At 58.8% G+C, this 18,497-nt stretch carries 18 protein-coding genes and 1 tRNA gene; 10 read left to right on the top strand and 9 right to left on the bottom strand.

All coding sequences use genetic code 11. The features are described 5' to 3' along the window. Both KR52_RS06975 and KR52_RS06970 read left to right on the top strand, forming a co-directional pair. Positions 1 to 1,173, top strand: coding sequence for a sirohydrochlorin chelatase (locus KR52_RS06975; RefSeq protein WP_253912334.1), 1,173 nt, complete (start codon positions 1 to 3; stop codon positions 1,171 to 1,173). A gap of 396 nt (positions 1,174 to 1,569) precedes the next feature. Continuing rightward, entirely contained in the window at positions 1,570 to 1,836 is a 267-nt protein-coding gene (locus KR52_RS06970) for a DUF2811 domain-containing protein (protein WP_038554023.1), read from the top strand. Here the strand turns inward: KR52_RS06970 and KR52_RS06965 are convergent. The 6 genes from KR52_RS06965 to KR52_RS06940 form a co-directional block, all read right to left on the bottom strand. Then, complete coding sequence (locus KR52_RS06965; protein ID WP_038554020.1) at positions 1,817 to 3,469, bottom strand: GMC oxidoreductase; 1,653 nt, start codon at positions 3,467 to 3,469, stop codon at positions 1,817 to 1,819. The genes KR52_RS06970 and KR52_RS06965 overlap by 20 nt on opposite strands. A 60-nt stretch (positions 3,470 to 3,529) precedes the next feature. Beyond that, a tRNA-Met gene (locus KR52_RS06960) sits at positions 3,530 to 3,606 on the bottom strand. Positions 3,607 to 3,652: 46 nt separating this feature from the next. Then, entirely contained in the window at positions 3,653 to 4,621 is a 969-nt protein-coding gene (locus KR52_RS06955) for an asparaginase (RefSeq protein ID WP_038554017.1), read from the bottom strand. Between the two features lie 17 nt (positions 4,622 to 4,638). Beyond that, the gene (locus KR52_RS06950; protein WP_038554014.1) at positions 4,639 to 5,133 is read right to left on the bottom strand and encodes a CGLD27 family protein; all 495 of its coding nucleotides are present in this window, start codon (positions 5,131 to 5,133) and stop codon (positions 4,639 to 4,641) included. A gap of 11 nt (positions 5,134 to 5,144) precedes the next feature. Then, on the bottom strand, positions 5,145 to 5,501 hold the full coding sequence (gene rsfS / locus KR52_RS06945) for a ribosome silencing factor (protein WP_038554011.1): 357 nt from the start codon (positions 5,499 to 5,501) through the stop codon (positions 5,145 to 5,147). Then, positions 5,494 to 6,129 (bottom strand): DUF3318 domain-containing protein, encoded by a 636-nt coding sequence (locus KR52_RS06940; RefSeq protein WP_038554007.1) that lies wholly within the window; start codon positions 6,127 to 6,129, stop codon positions 5,494 to 5,496. Before KR52_RS06940 ends, rsfS begins: the two co-directional genes overlap by 8 nt. 104 nt (positions 6,130 to 6,233) lie before the next feature. Here KR52_RS06940 and carB point away from each other — a divergent pair, with 104 nt between their 5' ends. Genes carB through KR52_RS06925 form a run of 3 tightly spaced genes read left to right on the top strand, consistent with a single transcriptional unit; the run spans position 6,234 to position 11,667 of the window. Continuing rightward, positions 6,234 to 9,557: a carbamoyl-phosphate synthase large subunit gene (gene carB / locus KR52_RS06935; RefSeq protein WP_038554004.1), complete on the top strand. Its 3,324-nt coding sequence runs from the start codon at positions 6,234 to 6,236 to the stop codon at positions 9,555 to 9,557. Between the two features lie 35 nt (positions 9,558 to 9,592). Continuing rightward, entirely contained in the window at positions 9,593 to 10,258 is a 666-nt protein-coding gene (locus KR52_RS06930) for a DUF3386 domain-containing protein (protein WP_038554001.1), read from the top strand. A gap of 56 nt (positions 10,259 to 10,314) precedes the next feature. Further along, positions 10,315 to 11,667 carry a sodium:alanine symporter family protein gene (locus tag KR52_RS06925; RefSeq protein ID WP_038553998.1) on the top strand — a complete coding sequence of 451 codons (1,353 nt, stop codon included), beginning with the start codon at positions 10,315 to 10,317 and terminating at the stop codon, positions 11,665 to 11,667. A gap of 66 nt (positions 11,668 to 11,733) precedes the next feature. Here KR52_RS06925 and KR52_RS06920 read toward each other — a convergent pair whose 3' ends face one another. Beyond that, positions 11,734 to 11,967 (bottom strand): DUF6447 family protein, encoded by a 234-nt coding sequence (locus KR52_RS06920; protein ID WP_038553995.1) that lies wholly within the window; start codon positions 11,965 to 11,967, stop codon positions 11,734 to 11,736. Positions 11,968 to 12,014: 47 nt separating this feature from the next. Continuing rightward, a complete protein-coding gene (locus KR52_RS06915) occupies positions 12,015 to 13,760 on the bottom strand; it encodes an ABC transporter ATP-binding protein (RefSeq protein ID WP_038553992.1) in 1,746 nt (581 codons plus the stop codon). Positions 13,761 to 13,799: 39 nt separating this feature from the next. Here KR52_RS06915 and KR52_RS06910 point away from each other — a divergent pair, with 39 nt between their 5' ends. The 5 genes from KR52_RS06910 (at position 13,800) to KR52_RS06895 (ending at position 17,701) form a co-directional block, all read left to right on the top strand. Next, on the top strand, positions 13,800 to 13,997 hold the full coding sequence (locus KR52_RS06910; protein WP_038556999.1) for an RNA-binding S4 domain-containing protein: 198 nt from the start codon (positions 13,800 to 13,802) through the stop codon (positions 13,995 to 13,997). Positions 13,998 to 14,029: 32 nt separating this feature from the next. Continuing rightward, positions 14,030 to 14,761 (top strand): triose-phosphate isomerase, encoded by a 732-nt coding sequence (gene tpiA / locus KR52_RS06905; RefSeq protein WP_038553990.1) that lies wholly within the window; start codon positions 14,030 to 14,032, stop codon positions 14,759 to 14,761. After that, entirely contained in the window at positions 14,739 to 15,590 is an 852-nt protein-coding gene (gene folP, locus KR52_RS06900; RefSeq protein ID WP_253912333.1) for a dihydropteroate synthase, read from the top strand. Before tpiA ends, folP begins: the two co-directional genes overlap by 23 nt. A 560-nt stretch (positions 15,591 to 16,150) precedes the next feature. Beyond that, the gene (locus KR52_RS14220) at positions 16,151 to 16,621 is read left to right on the top strand and encodes a hypothetical protein (RefSeq protein ID WP_156957631.1); all 471 of its coding nucleotides are present in this window, start codon (positions 16,151 to 16,153) and stop codon (positions 16,619 to 16,621) included. A 321-nt stretch (positions 16,622 to 16,942) separates the two neighbouring features. Next, positions 16,943 to 17,701, top strand: coding sequence for an EAL domain-containing protein (locus KR52_RS06895; RefSeq protein ID WP_038553986.1), 759 nt, complete (start codon positions 16,943 to 16,945; stop codon positions 17,699 to 17,701). Between the two features lie 99 nt (positions 17,702 to 17,800). Here the strand turns inward: KR52_RS06895 and KR52_RS06890 are convergent, their stop codons facing one another. After that, a complete protein-coding gene (locus tag KR52_RS06890) occupies positions 17,801 to 18,475 on the bottom strand; it encodes a hypothetical protein (protein WP_156957630.1) in 675 nt (224 codons plus the stop codon). Positions 18,476 to 18,497: the final 22 nt, after the last annotated feature.

Here is an 18,497-nt window from a genome sequence, read left to right as displayed (position 1 = left end):
TTGGAACAGCAGAGCGACCTTTTGGCCGAACAGCACACGGAAACCGGCAAGGAGCGTCTTGGCGTTCTGATCTGCGGCCACGGCAGCCGCAACCGATTGGCCGTCGAGGAGTTCGCCCAGATGGTGAACGCCCTGCGGCCTCGGCTTGCTCCGATGCAGGTGGAGCATGGCTACCTGGAATTTGCCCGACCGATCCTTCGCGACGGCCTTGAAGCGCTGCGCCAACAGGGCGTCACCAAGGTGCTGGCCATTCCCGCCATGCTTTTCGCCGCAGGGCATGCCAAGAACGACATCCCCTCTGTTCTGAACACCTACACGGCTGAAACGGGCTTACCAATTGATTACGGCCGGGAGCTGGGGGTGGACCGGTTGATGGTGTCGGCCGCCGGGGCCCGCGTTCAGGAGTGCCTGGATGCGGCGAAGCACGACGTTCCCCTGGCCGAAACCCTGCTCGTGGTGGTAGGTCGAGGCTCCTCCGATCCAGACGCCAACTCCAACGTGGCCAAGGTGACGCGCCTGTTGGTGGAGGGGTTTGGCTTCGGGTGGGGAGAAACGGTGTATTCGGGTGTGACCTTCCCCCTGGTGGAACCGGGGCTGCGTCACGCCGTGAAGCTGGGCTTCCGCCGGGTGGTGGTGGTGCCCTATTTCCTCTTTTCAGGGGTGCTGGTAAGCCGAATCCGCCAACACACCGAGCTGGTGGCGGCCGATCACCCCGAGGTGGAGTTTCTCTCGGCGGGCTATCTGGGCGACCACACTCTGGTGGTGGACACCTTCAAAGAACGGGTCGACGAGGTGCTGCGGGGGGACACCGCCATGAACTGCTCACTCTGCAAGTACCGCGCCCAGGTGCTGGGCTTCGAGCAGGACGTTGGACGAGCGCAGGAAAGCCACCACCACCACGTGGAGGGACTCGCGGAAAGCTGCACGCTCTGCGAACTGGAGTGCACCGGGGCCTGCCAACCCGACGGCATCCCGATTTCCCATGACCACAACCACCCTTCAGACCACAGCCATGGGTCAGATCACAACCATGGGTTGGACCACAGCCATGGGTTGGACCACAGCCATGGATCAGATCACAGCCATGACCATCACCACCCCCCTTACCCCCACGCTGAACATCCCCTGGGGCCTACCACGCTGAAACGCAACAGCAACACAGCTAAAGATTGATTCCATGGATCCAAAGGGAACCTGAGGCCGGCTTGCCTTCAATTTCTCGGTTCTCGCAAGCGACAGGAGCGACGGGATGAAGATCAGTTTTTCTGATTGAAATTCCTTCACCCGCGTTCTCCACAGAAAACACGGCCTGTTTCCACAGCCAAGCGCTGGCTCACAGGCTGAAACGGTCACCCTGTGAATTTCCATGGAAAGGGCGCCATGGGGTTGACAGTCCAGGTCCGTGCCCTTCACCAACACTGCCTCGCCACCATTGGTGCATTCAAACCAAGTCCCAGACTGCGGTCTCGCCTCGTCTCATCCGAAATGCGACAACGATCGGCGGCTTTGACGCCAGCGACGGTTGTGTGGCTTTCTGGGTGGGCGTGAGGCAGGAACTGGTTGGCCGGTATGGATCGGAATCATCTTGAGCGATGCCATGGGACGGGAACGGTGGAGCAGGACGCTGCTGGAGGATCCAGCTACGTGAGCCTGGAAACGGAAATCCCTGAAGTGCTCTACCGAGGCATGAAGGATTTCATCGGGGAGAACCCCACCTGGGACCAATACCGGGTCATGAGTTCCGCCCTTGCTCATTTTCTGTTTCAGAACGGCTGTGAGGACCGCGCCGTGACCGAGCGCTACCTCAACGATCTGTTCATCCGCCCCGACCACTGAGGGCCAACAAGCAGGCCCGACGGCTCAAGGCCATCATCGTCAGCGTTGGGCTCTGCCAGGCCGAGGTCGGCCAACAAGCGCCATCCACCACAAGAACGTTGGGAGCACGCCAAAGACGGTTGGAGGAATCAACGACGCTGCAGATCTCGCTTTCCCCCATCGCAGCCCCTCCCACCTCATGGATGTAATAACCCGGTGGGGCTGCGCCTTCAGACAGCGCAACAGCACCGTCCAAGAAAGGCTCAACCAACGGGAGGTGGAAGAGGTCTTTGATCGGCTGGGCCTCGCCTCCGGCCGCATCGATGCAGGCCTTGATTGAGCCGCGCATGTGCGCCACCATCGCCAATTCATTGTTGCTCCAACGGCAGGCGATCGAGGGGACACGCATGCCCCAGCGATCCGTGCGCTCACTCAGGGTCACCCTGTTGTCAGCCCGGGGAAGGACTTCGCCGTGACCAATCAGGAACCCGGTGATGCTTGAGGGGCGACGCCGTAACCATCGCGGCGGATCAAACCGTCCAATGCCGCCCCAGAGGCCATAGCCTCCCTGAAAATCAGCCGATTGCAGGTGTCGGCCAAACGGAACGAAAAAACTTCCAGCGCCCGTAAGCGGGGGCTGATCCGCAGGAAGGCTTTCAGGCTCAGGAAAGGCAAAAAACTGCGATGTGGACACATGGTCCATCAGGCGAGTGCCGAGACGTCCCGAAGGGTCGTCAAAACCGTTGCTCTGCTCACAACGACGGGAGCGCAACAGGATGGACAGGGTCTGAATCGTGGAGGCCGCCAAGACCACGAGATCCGCCCTCAACTCCTTGCGGCTGCCATTGGCTTGGTCAATGGCAACTACACCCGTGGCTTTGTCTCCACCCGTATCCATCAACAGACGCTCCACCACGTGCTCCGAGAGCAGCTGCACACGTCCTGTGGCCAGGGCACGAGGCAGGCTGCTGCCTCGACTGCTGGAGCGCGGCCAGGCGGGATCCTGCCCCTGCTGCGGCGCCGGACCAAAGCCGCGAGAGCGGATCACGGGGTACCCCAACCGTTTCCGCACAGCCTCGGCAAAGCGCTGTTCCGCCGAGGTCGCGGCCAGAGCCGGTTGCGTGTCTCCATCGGGCAGATGGTCCAAACCGTCGTGCCCGCCATGAACACCGAGCCAGCGCTCCAGTTCGCCGTAATGCGGCGTCAGATCCCTACTGCGCAAAGGCCAACCCACCTGTTCACCATCCAGCTCCACCCCAGCCAGATCCTGATCGGAAAGCCGCAGGGTGATGCCCCCCCAGGTGAGGCTGCGGCCGCCAACCTGCAACCCTCGCGTCCACAGAAACGGCTGATCCTTCGGGTGCTCATACGGATGGGTCCGTTCATCGGCATACAGGCGTGGGTTGGCTTTCCAGTAGCCGGGATGCTGGGACTGACGGCGATGGCTGCCGCTGGTCAGGCCCGCAATTCGTCGCAGCAGATTTCCGGGTTCGGACCCGAAGGCCTGCGCACGGGTGAGGTCAGGGCCGGCCTCCACCACAAGCACCCGGGCTCCCCCTTCAGCCAGCGTCATGGCCGCGATGCCTCCACTCGCTCCAGAGCCAACGACGATGGCGTCCCAAGGGCCATCGCAGTTCAGGGAGCAACGGCTCATGGAGCGATCAAAGACAAAAAAAAGATCCCCCCAGAGGGGGATCGATCATTCAATCAGAAGTGGTGGCGGGGGGGAGATTTGAACTCCCGACCTTCGGGTTATGAGCCCGACGAGCTACCAGACTGCTCTACCCCGCGGTGACCCAAAAATCATACATGTCGGCGTCGCCAACGACAGCAGAGGTCAGGTGTGCAGCGCACCGGTCACCGTGAGCTTGACGCTCGGGTTCACAACCAGCACCTGCTCCTCCAGCTCATCGAGCCCCATGGGTGTGAGCCACTCAAGTTGACGCAAAACATGCAGTGCCACAGCCTGCTTGGCGCGACGGGAGCCGTCTTCCACCTTGATGGCGACCCCAAGCCCCTCACCAATGCGGCTGAGGCACTGGATGCCCTCCGCTCCCCCTTTGCTCAACACCAGACCATGGCTGCGTCGCATCAGCTCCGTGTCAAAACGCCCCTCGCCAGCCACCAGATCGGGGTGGCTCAACATCGCCCGGCTGATCTGCTCAAATTCAGGCTGCTGTGAAGCACCGAGGTGGGCATAGAGCAGGGCCATCTGAGCCAACTGCAACGCCAGGGTGGGAGCGCCACAGTCATCCAGTTCGGCAACCAATTCCTCCGCGGGAAGCCCGATCAGTTCAGCGACCCGACGGTTCACTTCAACCTGCAGCGGGTGATCGTTCTGCAGATAAGTCTCGATCGGCCAGCCCATCTTGCGACTGGTGGCCAGAAACGCAGCATGCTTGCCGGAACAATTGTGCTGAAGCGGGCTGTCAGCACCCTCCGGCACCGGACATTGAAGTGACGCCGTATCCAACTCCGCTTTCCAGAGCAACCTGAACGCTTCGCGTGCGTGGGCGTTGGTGCCCGCATGGGAGGCGCAGCTGATGGCGATGCCCCGGTCATCGACCTCCAGCTGATCAGCCGTTCCACTGCTGAGGAACGGCAGGGCCTGAAACGGCTTCAGCGCCGAGCGAATGAAACTTTGCAAGCCGACGTTGCCGGCCGACATCAGCACCCGACCACGGCCATCGCAGACCACGGCATGGACGCGATGCACCGATTCCATGATCGATCCACGTCGGAGGCTGACCTCAAGAGGCGCTGATCCAGACCGGGCTGCGGGGCTGAAGCCCGAGGGCAAAGTCATCGGTCACCCCGATTGGTTCAAAGAGCCTGACAGAGACTGGCCCCAGCCAGCATCAAACCCGCCGACGTGGCCATCGCACGGCCCAGACGCCCCAGAATCGGACGAACTTCATGACGGGCCACCAGCAGATCCCGCTCGCGCCAGGACAGGGGTTTTTCCCAGGTCTGCCCGTCGTACCAGCCGGATTCCTCGTAGTCGACGGATTCCCGCAGAAGACGCTTCATGACATAGGTCCATCCCAACCATTGCCGCACCAGCAGTAGCAGAGGAAGCACCAGGGCGGCCACAGCTGCAGCAGCCACCAGCCGAGGTGGATCCTGTTTGAGCGTCCAACTACCGCTGGCGATCAGGCTGCATACCGGCAGCATCAAAAACCAAAAGCCGGCAAGGCGTTGGCTCAGGCGAGGTTCCTGGCCCGCTGGCCAGGAGAAGAACCATGACTCGCAGAGCTGCTGAAACTCCTCAAGAGGCCGCTGCTCCGGAGGAACAGGGCAGGACGCCGCTTCTGTCATGGGTCAAGCGGCTACTTCACCGACGGTAAGAAGGTTCGGCTTTCACCGTGACTCCAGAACGCCTCAAGGTCGTAGTAACCGCGCTCATCGGGCATCAGCACATGAACGATCACATCGCCGTAGTCCAAAAGAGCCCAGCGACCCTCATTCAGCCCTTCCTTGCGCAAGGGAAGCAGGTCTGCCTCCGTCTCCAGGCGGTCTTCAACCGACCGGGCAATGGCACGCACCTGAACGTCGGACTGACCACCGGCGATCACCATCCAATCGGCCAGGCTGGACACCTCATCGACGCGGATCAAGCGAATGTCGGTGGCCTTGCGGTCATCGCAGGCATCGGCCACCAATTCGGCGAGCTTCTCGCTATCCATAAACGTTCTCGCTGGTAACGGAGCTGCGTGAGCCCTCCTGTTGAGCCATTTCAGCTCTGGCCTTGCTGGCACTCTTGCGCAGCGCCTCGAGACGATCTTCGTAATAACTGCGGCGCCGCTTCTTACGGGTCTTTTCGACCAACTCCTTCAGCGCCCCCCCCAGACTCCGATAGGCGTTGGGCACGCTGTAACCAAACCGGCACGCCAAATCGATGGCGCGTTCATCAGCACTGATGGCGTCCTGAAGACGCTTTTCGGAATTGTTCTTCAGATACAGCCTGTATCCCGCAAAGCCGGAGAGGCCGAGGGCCATCATCAGCAGCAGGCCGTCTTGCACCCACAATTCGCCGATGGCACCACCGAGGCCGATGGCCAGAGCGGCCATCTCCCAGCCATCCCGGGGAATGGTGTCGTTCTGAATCCGGCCCACCTCATGCCAGAAGAGCAGATTGCGGTGGTCCAGGGCGAGGGCGTCCCATTCGTCGAGGTCCACCTGGATCTCCACTTCATCCCGACCGATCTCCTCAAGGGTGATCAACGGGGGATCGACTGCAGCAGCTGATTCAACGAACACCCAGCTCTGCATCTCCGGTGGCAGCAGCCCCTTCAGGCGCTGGAGCTCACTCATCGCAACTCGGGTGCTGATCTGTCTTCACGGTAGCGAGGCCGAGTCCACCAGCCGGGGCGAGGCCACGTGAGAGGCTTGAGCTGTTTGGCAAAGGACGATTTCCCATGCCGAGGCGGTCTGACCTGCGTCGCATTCTCCTGCTGGGATCTGGTCCGATTGTGATCGGCCAGGCCTGCGAGTTCGATTACTCCGGAACCCAGGCCTGCAAAGCCCTCAGAGCTGAGGGATATGACGTCATCCTGATCAACTCCAATCCGGCGTCGATCATGACCGATCCGGAAATGGCGGATCGCACCTACATCGAACCGCTGACGCCGGACGTCGTCTCCCGAGTGATCGAACAGGAACGGCCGGATGCGCTGCTTCCCACGATGGGGGGGCAGACCGCTCTCAACCTGGCGGTCACCTTGGCGGAAAACGGAACGCTGGAGCGCTTCGGCGTTGAATTGATCGGTGCCGACCTCAAGGCGATCCAGAAGGCGGAAGACCGTCTGCTGTTCAAGCAGGCCATGGAGCGCATCGGCGTGAAGGTCTGTCCTTCAGGAATCGCCTCATCGCAGGAGGAAGCTGAAGCCGTTGGAGCGGCGATCGGCAGCTTCCCCCGGATCATCCGACCAGCCTTCACCTTGGGTGGCAGTGGCGGGGGCATTGCTTACAACCCCGAGGAATACGCCGCGATCTGCAAGAGCGGGCTCGAGGCCAGCCCGGTGTCTCAGATTCTGATCGAGCAATCGCTCCTGGGCTGGAAAGAATTCGAGCTAGAGGTGATGCGCGATCTGGCAGACAACGTCGTGATCGTCTGCAGCATCGAAAACCTGGACCCGATGGGGGTGCACACAGGGGATTCGATCACAGTGGCCCCGGCCCAGACCCTCACCGACAGGGAATACCAGCGGCTGCGCGACCAGTCCATCGCCATCATTCGCGAGATCGGTGTTGCAACGGGCGGCAGCAACATCCAGTTCGCCATCAACCCAGACAACGGCGACGTGGTAGTGATCGAGATGAACCCCAGGGTGAGCCGATCATCGGCGTTGGCCAGCAAGGCCACCGGCTTTCCCATTGCCAAGATCGCCGCGCGCCTCGCCGTCGGCTACACCCTCGACGAAATCCTCAACGACATCACCGGCAAAACGCCGGCCTGCTTCGAGCCGACGATCGATTACGTCGTCACCAAAATCCCCCGCTTCGCCTTCGAAAAATTCCGCGGCAGTCCAGCCGTGCTCACCACATCGATGAAATCGGTGGGCGAAGCCATGGCCATCGGCCGCTGCTTCGAAGAATCCTTCCAGAAAGCCATGCGATCCCTGGAAACAGGGTTGTCGGGCTGGGGAGGCGACCGGGAGGAACCGGAGCTCAGCCACGGTGAGCTGGATCGTCAGCTGAGGACCCCCTCACCGGAGCGCATCCTCAGCGTGCGAACGGCCATGGTTCGCGGACGCAGCGACGACGAGATTCATCGAATCAGCCGGATTGATCCCTGGTTTCTGGCCAAACTGCGACGCATCATCGATGCCGAAACACGGCTGCTCCAAGGCAAAAGCCTCGAGCAGCTCGATGCCGACAACCTGTTTGAAGCCAAGCAGCTGGGTTTTTCAGACCGACAGATCGCCTGGCACACCAACAGCGACGAATTATCAGTGCGTCAGCGGCGTCATCAGCTCCGTGTGCGGGCCGTGTTCAAAACCGTCGACACCTGCGCTGCTGAGTTCGCTTCGTCCACTCCGTACCACTACTCGACCTACGAGCGCCCCTTGCAGACCTTGCAGGCGGACGGATCCCTCCAACCCCTTCCCGCTTCGACTGAGGTGAGTCGCCGCGAGGGCGGCCGCAAGATGATGATTCTCGGCGGCGGGCCCAACAGAATCGGGCAGGGCATCGAATTCGACTACTGCTGCTGTCATGCCTCGTTTGCCGGGCAGGACCAGGGGATCACCACCGTGATGATGAACAGCAATCCCGAAACGGTGTCCACCGATTACGACACCAGCGACAGCCTGTATTTCGAACCACTCACGTTGGAGGACGTTATCAACGTGATCGAAGCGGAACGTCCCGATGGCGTGGTGGTGCAGTTCGGGGGACAAACGCCTCTGAAACTCGCCATCCCGCTGCTGCGCTGGCTGGACAGTGAGGAGGGGCGCGCCACGGGCACCAGCATCTGGGGAACATCGCCGGAATCGATCGACCGGGCCGAGGACCGCGAACAGTTCGAAGCCATCCTCCGCGACCTGGACATCCGCCAACCCCGCAATGGCCTGGCACGCAGCGAGGAGGAAGCACGGGCCGTCGCCACACGAGTGGGCTATCCGGTTGTCGTGCGGCCGTCCTACGTGCTAGGCGGACGGGCCATGGAGGTGGTGTTCGACGAAGAGGAACTGAACCGCTACATGCGCGAAGCCGTGCAGGTGGAGCCCGACCATCCGGTGCTGATTGACCAGTACCTGGAGAACGCCGTTGAAGTGGATGTGGATGCCCTCTGCGATCACACCGGTGCCGTGATCGTCGGTGGACTGATGGAACACATCGAACCGGCGGGAATCCATTCCGGAGACTCCGCCTGCTGTCTGCCCGCGGTCTCCCTCGGGGAGGCGGCGCTGAACACCATCCGCGACTGGAGTCGATCCCTCGCCCAAACCCTCGAGGTGCGTGGACTGATCAACCTCCAGTTCGCCGTGCAGCGCAACACCGATGGTTCGGAAGTCGTCTACATCATTGAAGCCAACCCCCGCGCCTCCAGGACCGTGCCCTTCGTCGCCAAGGCCACAGGTCAACCTCTGGCGCGACTGGCGACCCGTCTGATGGCGGGGGAAACCCTCAACGACATCGGCTTGACCCATGAGCCGAAGCCGCCGCTGCAATCGATCAAGGAAGCGGTGCTGCCATTCCGGCGCTTCCCGGGAGCCGACACTGTGCTGGGGCCGGAAATGCGCTCCACCGGTGAGGTGATGGGATCGGCCAACAGTTTCGGCATGGCTTATGCCAAAGCCGAACTCGGTGCTGGCGAAGCGCTTCCCACCCAAGGGACGGTCTTCCTGTCCACCCATGATCGCGACAAGCAGGCACTGGTGCCGATCGCGGCGCGACTGATCGAACTTGGGTTCGCGGTCACGGCCACCTCAGGAACCGCCCAAGCGCTCGCCAACGCGGGATTGAAGGTTCAACCCGTCCTCAAGGTGCATGAGGGGCGACCCAACATCGAGGACCAGATCCGCTCCAATCAGGTGCAGCTGGTGATCAACACACCAATCGGCCGTCAAGCCGCCCATGACGACAAGTACCTGCGCCGGGCGGCGCTCGATTACGCGGTGCCAACGGTGACGACCCTGGCGGGCGCGCGGGCGGCGGTGGAGGCGATCTCCGCGCTCCAGCAACAGCCCAGCCTCAGCATCCATGCCCTGCAGGACGTTCACGCCATGCAGCGTTAAGCCATCGGTAGGGTTGCAGCAGCAACAACACCGCTGTGACAGCCTCCGTTCCCGTGAAACCAGGAAGCGATCTGCGTGATGACTTCCGTCGCGCCTACGAAAACCGCTACACCTGGGCTCCTGGATTCACCGGCTACCGCGGCCGCTGCATCTGGCAGCAGGGCGATCAACGGGTCGAGGGCCAGTTTGAAATCGGAGCCGACCTCAAGGCCAAGGTAGACGGCATTGAGGACGAAGCGATTCTCAAGGCGGTGAATTCCCAGCTCTGGGAAGTGGCGATCCATCGGGTGCGCCGCAGCTTCGAGCAGACCCATGGTGAGAACACCTTCACCGCCGGTGACACCAACGATGTGGGCACGGAAGTTGTCGTCGGTGGCAAGGGAGAGGGCGACAGGTACCGCATCAAAGATGACGTGGTGACCATGGTGCACCGGCACATCCACGGCACCGTCGTGACGATCTACACCACCGATGTCACCGACACGGGTGCGGGCTACCTCAGCCACACCTACACCAGTCAGTACGCCGACCCCGCAACGGGAGAAGCACGGGGCGGCTGCAGCAGCTTCCGGGACACCTTTGCTGCCCTGCCCGGGGATGGCCCCTGGGTGCTGACCGAACGGGTCATTGCCACCGCAGCCCATGGCGACACCCCCGCGGGACACCAGACCTTCCGCTTTGAAGGTCTCGAATCGCTTTAAGTGGATTGCCGGTTCCAACCGGCTATGAGACCATCCGCCCATTCTTCCTGTGGAGTATGGGCGGAGTCGAGTCGACCATTCAGGCGATCAATGGTCCGATCAACAGCGTCGTCTGGGGGTGGCCCACCGTCATTCTGATTGCTGCAACAGGCATTCTTCTGATGCTGGGGTTGCGTTTCATGCCGCTGCATCGGCTGGGTTACGGCTTCGCGATGATGCTCCGTCCCGCGGAATCCCAAGCCGAGGGTGAAATCACTCCCTTCCAGGCGTTGATGACCTCCCTGTCGGCCACGATCGGCACGGGGAACATTGCCGGAGTTGCCGGTGCGATCGCCGTTGGCGGCCCTGGAGCGGTCTTCTGGATGTGGGTGATCGCCATCTTCGGGATTGCGACCAAATATTCCGAGGCCGTCCTCGCTGTTCAGTTCCGTGAAACCGATGGGGAAGGGAACCATGTCGGTGGCCCGATGTACTACATACGCAATGGCCTTGGCAGCGGCTGGAGCTGGATGGCAGGGCTGTTTGCCCTCTTCGGCATGTTGGCGGGATTCGGGATCGGCAATGGGGTGCAAGCTTTTGAGGTGTCGTCTGCGTTGAACATGATCGGCATCCCCAAGCTGGTCACCGGAATCGTTCTGGCGGCGCTGGTTTTCGCTGTGGTGATCGGCGGCATCAAGCGCATTGCCCATGCGGCGTCCGCCATTGTTCCGTTGATGTCAATCCTCTACGTGGCGGCATGCCTGCAGGTGCTGCTGCTCAATCTGGGAGGCGTGCCTGAAGCCTTTGCCACGATTTTTTCCAACGCTTTTTCCGGCAAAGCAGCCGCAGGCGGTGCTCTTGGTCAGGTCGTGCTGATGGGATTTAAACGGGGCATCTTCTCCAACGAAGCAGGCCTTGGCAGCGCCCCCATTGCTCACGCTGCTGCCAAAACCGACGACCCCGTTCGCCAGGGCACGGTGGCCATGCTGGGCACCTTCATCGACACCCTGATCATCTGCACGATGACCGCTCTGGTGATCATCACCACCAAAGCCAATCAGGTCCTTGATGCAGCAGGTGAACGGTTGAGTGGCGCTGAACTCTCCATTGCAGCCTTCAACTCCGGCATCTCCGGCAGTGGTGTGGTGGTCACTCTGGGACTGGTGGTGTTCGCCTTCACCACCATTCTGGGCTGGAGCTTCTACGGCGAACGCTGCACCACCTATCTGTTCGGCGATTCCGCCGTGATCCCCTTCCGTCTGGTCTGGGTGGCGGTCATCGTGATCGGCGCTGTCGCCGGAGATCGCGGCGTGGTCTGGTCGATTGCCGACACGCTCAATGGCCTGATGGCTCTGCCCAACCTGATCGCCTTGATCCTGCTGTCCGGAACCGTGATCAAACTCACCAGGGCCTACGCCTTCAGCGACTGAGCCAGGAACATCTCCCTATGAAAAAAGGGGGCTTTGGCCCCCTTTTTTCATGACCTGTCTGTGAAATCAGCCCTGAGCATCCGGCAAGGGAGTGACTGATTGCAGCTTTTCATTGAGCTGCATCGCCAAGCTCTGGCGCCCCACAGCCAGAACCTTGAGGGTGTCCTCATGCATCCGCAGCTGTGCATCGGCGACCTGCATGCCTCGCACAAGCTCCTTGAGCTCATCGGGAAGCGTATTGAGGTCGTAACGCTTGCCCTCAAACGTCAGGACAGGGTTGTTGGCTGCAGAGTCAGTCATCGGTGTTGCCGGGATGGCGTTGAACCCATGGAAGATCGTAGAAGAATTCAGGACTTTTGCCGATCGCGAATGAACTGCCGTTCGCACAACTCGCGGTAACGCCCTCCGCGCTGCATCAACGCATCGTGGGTTCCCCGATCCACCACAGCACCCTGCTCAAGCACCACGATGCGATCGGCCTCCTGCACGGTTGCCAGACGGTGGGCGATCACCAACACCGTTCGGCCTTTCATCGCCTGCTTCAAACCGAGCTGCACCGCCGCCTCGGCTTCAGCATCGAGGGCACTGGTGGCTTCATCGAGGAGCAGAAGGGCTGGATTGCCCAGCACCGCCCGGGCAATGGCGATCCGCTGCAGTTGTCCACCGGAAACATTGGTGCCCCGCTCCTCCAGCAGGGTGTCATAGCCATGGGGTAAGGCACGGATGAAATCGTCTGCATTGGCCAACCGTGCCGCCTCCTGCACCTCGTCATCCGTCGCACGCCGCCCGAACCGAATCGCTTCAGCGATGGTTCCGGAGAACACAGTTGTGCGCTGAGGAACCAGGGCCACCTGCCGACGCAGCTCACGGGCACGCATCAGGCTGATATCCGTTCCATCAAGACGAATCTGACCCTGTTGCACGGTGTTGAACCGCAGCAACAGCGACAGGAGCGTGCTTTTCCCGGCACCGGAGGGGCCAACAATGGCCAGCACCTGCCCAGCGTCCACCCTCAGATCCAGTTGATGCAGAACGGGCTCGGCAGGGTCATAACCAAAACTCACGTGATCGAACACCAGATCTCCCCGCAAGGCACCGATGGGCTGTGCATCGACGGGATCGGCAGCCTCCTGGGGCTCGCGCTCGATCTGACGCAGACGCCTCAGCGACGCCTGACCCTGCTGAAATTCATTGAAGTTGTTGGTGACGTGGGCGATCGGATCGATCAGCACGATCAGTCCCGTCAGATAACTGCTCAGGCCGGCAATGCTCAGATCACCGGTCTGGATCCGCCAGGCGCCGAGGCCCAACACAGCGAACAGGCCCACCACCTCGATGATGCCAACCACCGGATGCTGGAGCGCCACGAGGCTGTAGGTGCGGTGGCGGGCCTGGCGGTGCTGGTCGATTTCGGTCTCAAAGCGATCCTGCAACCAGGGCTCAGCCGCAAAAGCACGCACCAGGGGCAGACCCTCGATGGCCTCTCCGAGCAGGCCGGCCAGTTCACTCACCTTGTTCTGGCTGCGTTCGGTGGCCGCCATCACGCGAGCACCAAACAAGCTGATCAGCCAGACAATCACCGGCGCCAGCAACAGGATGGCCAGCGTGAGTTTCCAGTCGAGCCACAGCATCATCCCGAGCACCGCGAGAAGCTGCAGAACGCTGGGGACCGTGTCGTGGATGGTTTTGTACAACACCTCACTGACCCGATCAGCGTCTTCCGTGAAGCGGTAAGTGAGGTCACCGGCCGAGAGCTTCTCCAATGCACCGAGCTCCACGGTCTGCAGGCGGCGGAACAGGTCGCGCCGTAGGTCCTGGCTCACCAGCAATGCAGGTCCGGCAAGCAGGGAGTCCTGACCGAACTGGGCGATTTTCTGAACAGCAAAGATCAGCAGGGCCAGCCCAATCAGCTGAAGCACACGCGCAAGATCACCCGATCCCAGGGCGGGGAACAGGTCCCCGGCCAACTGCACGAGCAGCGGAAAACTGCCGACGTAAACCAACATGCAGACGCCCCCCCAGATCAATTCCCGCAGGTGGGGGCGGAGCAGCGGCAGCAGCCGGCGGAAACCGGCCTGGGATGGGGTCAGCATCGCGGCACAGTATCAATGGTGAGCTCAGAACTCTCTCCGATGAAGCTGGATCAGTTCCTGAAATGGAAGGGTTGGGTCTCCACCGGCGGAGAAGCGAAGCAACGGATTCAGATGGGTGAGGTGGAGGTGAATGGAAGGGTTGAAACCCGGCGAGGACGTCAGCTGTCCCCGGGAGATCGGGTTGTGCTTTCTGGGGAGGAGTCCGTTGTGGAGAGTGAAAACGCGATCGGGCCGTAAGTTGGCTGCCACATTCCATGGGGACGTAAGGCGTGCGCAGACCGGTGATCGCTGGCAACTGGAAGATGCACATGACCTGTGCCCAGTCGCGGGAGTTCATGGAGGCCTTCCTGCCTTTGGTTGCTGACACGCCTGACGACCGCGACCTGGTGCTGGCACCACCCTTCACAGCGCTGTCCACCATGGCGGAACTCAGTCAGAACACCCGTCTTTGCCTCTCAAGCCAGAACGTTCACTGGGAAGGACAAGGCGCCTTCACCGGCGAGATTTCTCCTACGATGCTCAAAGAGCATGGGGTGACCCACACCATCGTCGGGCACAGCGAACCGCGGAAATATTTCAGTGAAAGCGACGAGCAGATCAACCATCGAGCCCGCTCCTCCCAGTCCAACGGTCTGATTCCGATCGTCTGCGTTGGGGAAAGCGATGAGCAGCGAGAACGCGGCGAAGCCGAACGGGTGATTCGTCGTCAGATTGAACAGGGCCTTGAGGGTCTCGATGCCGAGAAATTGGTGGTGGCCTACGAACCGATCTGGGCGATCGGCACAGGCAAAACCTGTGAGGCCGAGGAAGCCAACCGCATCTGTGGCCTGATCCGCAGCTGGGTGGGCTCCCCTGATCTGGTGATCCAGTACGGCGGGTCGGTCAAACCCTCCAACATTGATGAGTTGATGAGCATGAGTGATATCGACGGAGTGCTGGTGGGGGGTGCTTCCTTAGAACCAGAAAGCTTTGGACGGATTGCCAACTACCAAGTGGCTTGATGCAGGCGGCTGGCCTCAGGGTTGGGGCCAACGCACAGCAGTGATGGGGGTGATCAACGTCACCCCCGATTCCTTCAGTGATGGAGGGAGATTTTTAGCGAGCGAACGGGCCCTTACAGAAGCGCAGCGGCAACTGAGCAAGGGGGCCGACGTGTTGGACCTGGGGGCCCAAAGCACCCGTCCGGGCGCGGAGGAGGTTGGTGCAGAAGAAGAGTTGCGCCGCCTCCTGCCGGCACTGAAGGCCATCCGTGAGCACTGTCCGGAGGCCCTGATCTCCATCGACACGTTTCTGGCACCGGTGGCTGCCAAAGCACTGGAAGCCGGGGCCAACTGGATCAATGATGTGAGCGGTGGCAGCCGAGACCCCGATCTGCTGCGGGTGGTCGCCGATGCAGGTTGTCCAGTGGTGCTGATGCACAGCCGCGGTAACAGCCAAACCATGGACCAGCTCACGGCTTACAGCGATGTGGTGGCTGACGTGAAAGAGGCGTTGCTGGAGCGGAGCGAGGCCGCCAGCCAGGCAGGGGTGGAGGAGAACCAGATCATCTGGGACCCGGGGCTCGGTTTTGCCAAGACCCACGAGCACAACCTGCAACTGCTGAGGGATCTGGAAAAGCTCACCGAAGGACCACGGCCTGTGTTGATCGGCCCTTCACGCAAACGCTTCATTGGCGCCGTGCTCGATGAACCGAGACCGAAAGCCAGGCTCTGGGGGACAGCCGCCGTGGCGTGCCGATGCGCTCAAGCGGGTGTTGCCGTGCTGCGGGTACACGATGTGGGCCCCATCAGTCAGACGCTCCGCATGGCCTCGGCACTCTGGCCAGGGTGACGCAAGGGAACGGGCCCATGGGTCGGAAAAAGGTTAAGATTCGGCTAATGAAAACTTAAGTCGCCACTTTCCAAGCCAAGAAAACATCTATCCCGGAAATAAAATCAATCCCAAGCCAAAACAATGCTTTTCATAAATAACCCATTCAAAAAGCATTGCTCTAGAAAACATCCAAAAAAAGAGAAGCTAGACACCTTATTTATTGTTGCCGGATGCCCCGGCTCTGGAAAATCAACCATCATCAAATCAGCATATCGCCACAACATTCATCTGTTTGGAGAAAACTTTCACAAGAAATTTTTAACAACTTGCACGAGCCCAGATTTCGAGGAATACGATGAATACGGTGATGCCATCACGCATGGATCAATCTTTCAGGCTGCTCACCTGAGACAACTGAAACGCGATCCGTCCCCACCAGACTCATGCCTCCTGCACATTGATCTCAAAGGGGTGGTAAGGGAGCTGGGTCATACGGCGGCGACCAAGCCCTACAGGCAAAGCATCAGACAAAAAACAAATACACCTCTCTCCCAATCGCAGATGGCTGATCCAGAGATATGCGACCTAATGATTTCAGGCTATCTCAGCAATCCACTGTTCAGACGATTCAAGAGAATCCTGATCAACACTGTGTACACAGATTTCAGACGCAACTCCAATCAACTCTTGGAACGCGTTCGCTCCAAGGGAAGCCAACGCAGAATCTCGAACAATTAGCAGAACCTCGGCTTCAAGACAGTCGAACTGGCTCAGAAATTTCACAAAGAAGCGTACAACTCTTGGGAACGAAATATTCACCTACTAAAACCCGAAAAAATGTTGTTTACGAGCGTCAACTCATCCGGGCACTTACTCATCAACAACAAAATCGCTTGCAGCAACTGGGAACGGAAAGCTCTTCTCTCTTCTCAAAAAGAGGCCATAATCTAAAGCAAGAATTAAAGATAAAAAATTCTGCGGCATCAAAAGATAGTCAAAACCCAAGAGGTCAACGCATCAAACAACAAGAATTGGAACAGGGCGTGTGATCAGTCAGCACGATTCCGAAAGTCCAGCGAACATCCCTAGAATCGGCCCCTCAATCGAAGAAGCATCAATCCACAGCGCGGAAGCTTGCCCATGGTCCGGCCATGGAGCAAAGAACTTAACCGAAAAATAAAACTAAGCTGAAAATCACTAGCACCCCAAAAAGCGCGAACTAAACTTATCAAAATTCTTTCGCAATGACCCAAAAAGAAAAATTTCTGCGCGAATACTTAAAAAATTATCGCCCTCTCCTGCAACAAGAAAAATCCCGAGGTAATGTAAAAAGATACACAGTAGAGCAACACTACCCTAGGGCCGCATAGATGCTATACAACAAGAATTTTAAAATACAACCGATTGTCGATATCAAGACCAACCGTGTATGCGGAGGAGAACTTCTCTACCGTCCAGATGGCAAAAATTTAACAGAAGAAATCTTAGAAGAGCTAGACAATGATCCAACCTTGAATTTAGAAGTAACAAAACAAGCATTTCTACTGAGCTTAAATTTACTCAGCAGAATTCAATCGAGCGTCTGGCTTTCAATCAATATATCTCCCAAATTTATGGGTGATGGAAAGAACTTCATGAAAACCCTGTCCAAAGAAGTTGAAGACCTGGACAGAATCAGAAGACAAATTGGCAAAAGATTAAAAATAGAACTGACAGAAAAGTGCGTGATGAAATCTAACGAGCTTGAATTCCTTCAATACCTGAGCGATAGACATGAAATTGCAATAGATGATTTTGGTTCAGGAATTTCCCCCCTGAAAAACATGCTTGATCTTAATTTTTCCAAGATCAAGGTCGACAAGGAAATCATCAAAGGAATTGATTTCAGCGACACAAAGCAGAAGTTTTTAGAATGGCTGGTGGCGGGAAGCCACAGCATCAATGTCACCGTGTGTGCTGAAGGCATTGAAACAGCATCCCAACTCACACTATGCCGACGATTTGGAGTAGACGAAGGTCAAGGATGGCTCTGGTCGAAAGCCATCAAAGTCAAAGAATTTGAAGTCTTGGCCAGCCCCAGGCAAACGGCAGCGGTATCGCTAGGTCAAGTTTTGGAAACGAAATTGTAGAAAATACTCGGAGGAAACTCAACCGGCTCGAGGAGACTACAAGAAGAAACTCTTAAACGACAAAAAAGATTCAAAAAACAAGTATTAAATCTTGCTCGATCAACCTTTAGACGTAATGACACCAGCTTGATCAACATGGACATCTGAGAAGAATTTGGCTGCCTGTGGGGAGAGAGCGCCAGCCTCATACAGAATTTCACCCAGACGCTGGCCGCTGGTTTTTTGCTGCTCAAGAGCTTGATCCAAGATGGATGCGTTAATCAAGCCAAGCTCAACAAGCCTTTCGCCGAGGCGCTTCTCGTTAAAACCGTCTTCAAAGGACGCTGCGGGATTGAGCAGGAAATCAATCACCTCTGCCGAAACAGCAAGGTTAAGACGGAGAAATTCACCAAATCGCTGTTGCTGAGCGAAGGGTTGATAATCGATCAGAAGCTGATCCAGCTCCTTTTGGCTCAGAAGACCTGCCTCGACAAGCTTGATCCCGAGTGGCTGGTCTTGAAAACGATTTTTTTTGTGTTGATCAGCATTGATATTTAAATCGCCACGGAGCAGTGCCACAGGGCCGAACATGTCGTTGACCCAGGCATCCGTCTTCAAGAATTCAAACAATTGATTGGGCGAAACCTTGAGCGAACCGAATTCTTGACAGATAAGCTCCTCAACAAAGGCAACTTCGGTATTTGGACCCAAAACCTGAAATGAGACGTTGGCCGCCATATCATTGGCGACTAGATCCACATGGTGACTTTCAGTCGGCAGGCGAAGCTGAATCACAGGAGCTGATCCCGAGTATGAT

The sequence above is a fragment of the Synechococcus sp. KORDI-52 genome (assembly GCF_000737595.1).
In the GTDB taxonomy this organism is placed as follows: Bacteria; Cyanobacteriota; Cyanobacteriia; order PCC-6307; family Cyanobiaceae; genus Parasynechococcus.
This window is presented reverse-complemented; position numbering and strand designations above follow the sequence as displayed.